At 73.9% G+C, this 3,389-nt stretch carries 5 protein-coding genes; 1 reads left to right on the top strand and 4 read right to left on the bottom strand.

Annotation, left to right across the window (positions count from 1 at the left end; all coding sequences use genetic code 11):
- The 3 genes from VFW24_08960 to VFW24_08950 form a co-directional block, all read right to left on the bottom strand.
- Positions 1-1,218 (bottom strand): AAA family ATPase (locus VFW24_08960; GenBank protein HEX5266891.1); only part of this gene is annotated, 1,218 nt, incomplete at its 3' end.
- 81 nt (positions 1,219-1,299) lie between these two features.
- Positions 1,300-1,728 carry a nuclear transport factor 2 family protein gene (locus VFW24_08955; GenBank protein ID HEX5266890.1) on the bottom strand — a complete coding sequence of 143 codons (429 nt, stop codon included), beginning with the start codon at positions 1,726-1,728 and terminating at the stop codon, positions 1,300-1,302.
- Between the two features lie 15 nt (positions 1,729-1,743).
- Positions 1,744-1,947 carry a hypothetical protein gene (locus VFW24_08950; protein ID HEX5266889.1) on the bottom strand — a complete coding sequence of 68 codons (204 nt, stop codon included), beginning with the start codon at positions 1,945-1,947 and terminating at the stop codon, positions 1,744-1,746.
- A gap of 198 nt (positions 1,948-2,145) precedes the next feature.
- On the opposite strand from VFW24_08950, the gene VFW24_08945 reads away from it, so the two are divergent.
- Positions 2,146-2,724, top strand: coding sequence for a hypothetical protein (locus tag VFW24_08945; GenBank protein HEX5266888.1), 579 nt, complete (start codon positions 2,146-2,148; stop codon positions 2,722-2,724).
- 8 nt (positions 2,725-2,732) lie between these two features.
- Here the strand turns inward: VFW24_08945 and VFW24_08940 are convergent.
- Positions 2,733-3,389, bottom strand: a 657-nt coding sequence (locus VFW24_08940) for a L,D-transpeptidase (protein ID HEX5266887.1), incomplete at its 5' end; no start/stop codon positions are given.

Genomic DNA, 3,389 nt, shown 5'->3' with positions numbered 1-3,389 from the left:
CCGGAGGGTGCCCTCGTTGTCCCGCGCCACCCCCACCACGTCGGGGGCCTCGCGCAGGTAGCGGACGATCCAGTCCCAGTTGCCGGGGTCGCCCGGCTGGTTCCACAACGGCGCCAGGACCTCCTCGTCCCCGGGGCGGACCCGGTCGATGGCGTACTCGATGCGGTCGTCCCAGCCGATGCCCCAGCGCACGTCGGGGTCGTGGATCAGGTGCATGAGGTCCGGCACGAACGGCGTCCCCGCCCTCACGGCGCGGGCCCACAGGTGGTCCGCCAGGCGCCGCCGGACGTCGCGAACCAGGTCGGGGTGGCGCTGGCCGATCTCGGAGCGGACCACGCCCGCCACGAGGGCGTGGAGGGCCAGGCCCCCGGGGGTGCGGTCGGCGTAGCTCCGCCCCGACAGCCACCCGTAGGTCTCCTCGGCGTCGACCCCGGGGAGGGCGGCGGCCAGGACGTCGGGGGTGGTGACCCGGGCGGTGGCGGCCACCGCCAGCGGGCCCAGGCGCTCGTCGGGGACGTCCCCGTCCAGAAGGCGCCGGCTGAGCCGGGCCACCAGGGTGGCGTTGCTGGCCTGGTCGAGACGGTCGAGGGAGTCGAGGCGGTCGGGGCGGTCGGGGCGGAAGCCCTCTCCGGCCCCGGCGGCCATCACCAGCGCCAGCGGGGACCCGCCGGCCCACGACGCCAGCCGAGCGGCCCGGTCGCGGTCGGCCACCCCGGTGAGGGACAGGAGCTCGAGGGCGTCGCCCAGGTCGAGGGGGGCCAGGGGGAGCTCGAGGATCAGCTCGCGCCACCCCTCCCACCAGTCGGGCTCGGGCGCCGCCCGCCCGGCGATCATCACGACCGCGGCGGCCGGCAGCCGGGCCAGCAGGTCGTCACGGATGGCGCGGGCGCCGCCCCCCGCCTCGTCCCAGCCGTCGATCACCACGACGGGAGCGGGGTGCTCGCCCGCCCAGGCCACCAGGGCCAGCGCCGCCCCCTCCGAGTTGGCCAGGGCCGCGGCGTCCAGGAGGGCCACGGGCCGGCCCAGCTCGGCGCAGCGCTGCTCCACCCGCTGCAGGAGCCGGCTCTTGCCTATCCCGCTGGGCCCGTGGACGAGGATCAGGGACCGGCCGGCGCTCTCCTCGAGGACGGCGTCGATCCGGGCCAGCTCGTGGGCGCGCCCGACGAAGGCCCGCTCGGCCGGCTCGGCCCGCCCCCCACCCATCTCCCGCGACGCCACGGACTGGTAATCGTCACAGAGCGTCCGCTTGTTATGGCTCGGGCCGAGTTACCGGACGGTCACCTGGCCGCCCGGTCCCGGTCAGGTACCGGGCCGGGGCCGGTCCCTCTCCGCCCGGGCCGCCCGGCGGATCTGGTCCTCGGGCTCTTTGCGGTCCAGATAGTCGCGCCAGGCGGTGACCAGGCCGTCCCCGTCGACCTCGACGATGGTGGCCCCGTGCAGCTCGATCGGAGCCCCGGCTCCGGGCTGGCCGCTCCCGGGGGCGTAGGTGGCCCGCCCGATCCACTCAAACACCGCCCACCCGTCCGCGCCCCGGATCGAGGTGATCTCCTGCTCCCAGTCCGGGAAGATCGACCGGGTGTCGCGCGAGATGGCCTTCAGGTCAGCGGTCGGGGTGGTCGTCTGGGGATCGGCGAAGGTGGCCCCTTCCGCGAACAGCCCCCTCCACTCCCGCTGCGCCTTCACCGACAGGGCTGCCTCCGCCCGCCGGGCCCACGCCTCCCAATCCACGGGGCCGAACGGTAGCTACTGGCTGCCCTTGACGACGTAGCCGACGTGCACGCCGAGCGCCATGTAGCCGGCGGCCATGGCCCCGCGCATGACCCGGGAGCGGGAGGTGAGCACCGAGATGGTCTTGGGATGCTCGAAGCGGGCCGTTTCGGCGATGAGGGCGGCCAGCTCGTAGGCGCACACGCCCGCCATGATCCCTTTGAGGATGTTGTCCCTCATCTGACGCTCCCGATCCTCCGTCACCCGCAACGCCCGTTGTGGCGCCGCTAGTTATTTCGGCTCGAAGGCCTATTTCCTTTCGCGCCCCACGCTGACATACTCGGCTGAGAGTCACCTGGGAAGCGGCGGCGCTCCCGGAAGCGGTGGGGTTCCACCCGCCTCCGACATCACAGCTTCATCGGACCAGGGGGGTGCGGGATGCGGCGTGGGATCATGGCCGGGCTGGTGGTCGCGGCCATCGGGGGCGGGGCCTTCCTGGCCCAGCCGGCCCGGGCGGACGACCTGAGCGGGGTGACCTTCACCCCCCACTCGGTGCAGGCCGGAGGCCAGATCTTCTTCAACGGCTTCGCCAATTGTCCGGGTTCGCCCACGGTCACCCTGCTGGTCGTCGACCCGGCCAACAACCCGGTGGCCCAGATCCAGCCGCCGGACGGGGCCCAGAACAACACGCCGATGACGATCCCCGGCTCGGCCAAGGCCGGCAGCGACACCGTCAAGGGGTACTGCACGAACTCCGGCCCGTCCACGGCGGTGACCCTCGGGACCCTCACCGTGACGGCGCCGCCGGCCGCGACCACCACCACCACGAGCACGACGACCACGACGGTCGTGCCGGGCACCACGACCACCACCGGGCCGCCCGCCGCCACCACGACCCCCACCAGCCCGTCGACCACCACGACGACCACGCCGCCTTCCTCCGGTGGGGGTTCCGGAGGCGGCTCGGTGGCCCCCGCCGCCACCGCGGTGACGGCCCGCCCGACCTTCACCGGCTGAGCCGGGCCTCAGGCCCCGATGTGGACCGGGGTGCCCAGCGGGAGGTCGGCGGCCAGGGCGGTGATCTCGGCGTTGTCCATCCGCACGCACCCGTGGGTGACGCTGTGGCCCAGTGCCGACACGTCGTCGTTGCCGTGCAGGCCGATCTCGGCGTCCCCCCCGCTGAAGGTGGTGAGGGCGTCGGAGTGGGCCGACAGCCCGTAGGCGAACGGGCCGTAGACGCTCGTCGGGTCCGAGGATCGCAGCAGCACGCGTATGTAGTAGTCCCCGAGCGGGGTAGGCGTGGCCGGTGCTCCGGTGGCAACCGGGCCCTGGTACACGAGGTCGGCGCCGCGGTGGATCAGGATCAGGTGGGCGGCGACGGAGACGTCGATGCGCCACGGGTCGCTGAGCAGCCGGACCTGGCTGGTCCGGATCCAGCCCTTGAGCCCGTTGGGACGCATGGGCAGAAGCACCTCGGCCCAGCCGTCGGCGGGCCGTCCGACCACGAGGAACACCTGATTGATGGGCACGGCGGCGTCTCCGTTGAGGGGCCACGGGTTCGGGAGCCGGACCACGGGATACGGCGCGTTCTTGGTCACGTAGATGTCGACGTACGGCCCGTTGGCGTACGCCACCAGACTGCCCGGGACCTGGGGCGGCGCCGGCCGGGTGCTCCCGGCGGC

The organism is Acidimicrobiales bacterium (assembly GCA_036273495.1).
Taxonomy (GTDB): domain Bacteria; phylum Actinomycetota; class Acidimicrobiia; order Acidimicrobiales; family JAJPHE01; genus DASSEU01.
Note: the sequence above shows the minus strand (reverse complement) of the source record. Positions and strands in the feature narration are given on the sequence as shown.

Bases quoted from the DNA above. Each gene is read 5' to 3' on its own strand.
- VFW24_08950 (HEX5266889.1), bottom strand. From the start codon at position 1,947: ATGAGGGACAACATCCTCAAAGGGATCATGGCGGGCGTGTGCGCCTAC.
- VFW24_08945 (HEX5266888.1), top strand. From the start codon at position 2,146: ATGCGGCGTGGGATCATGGCCGGGCTGGTGGTCGCGGCCATCGGGGGC.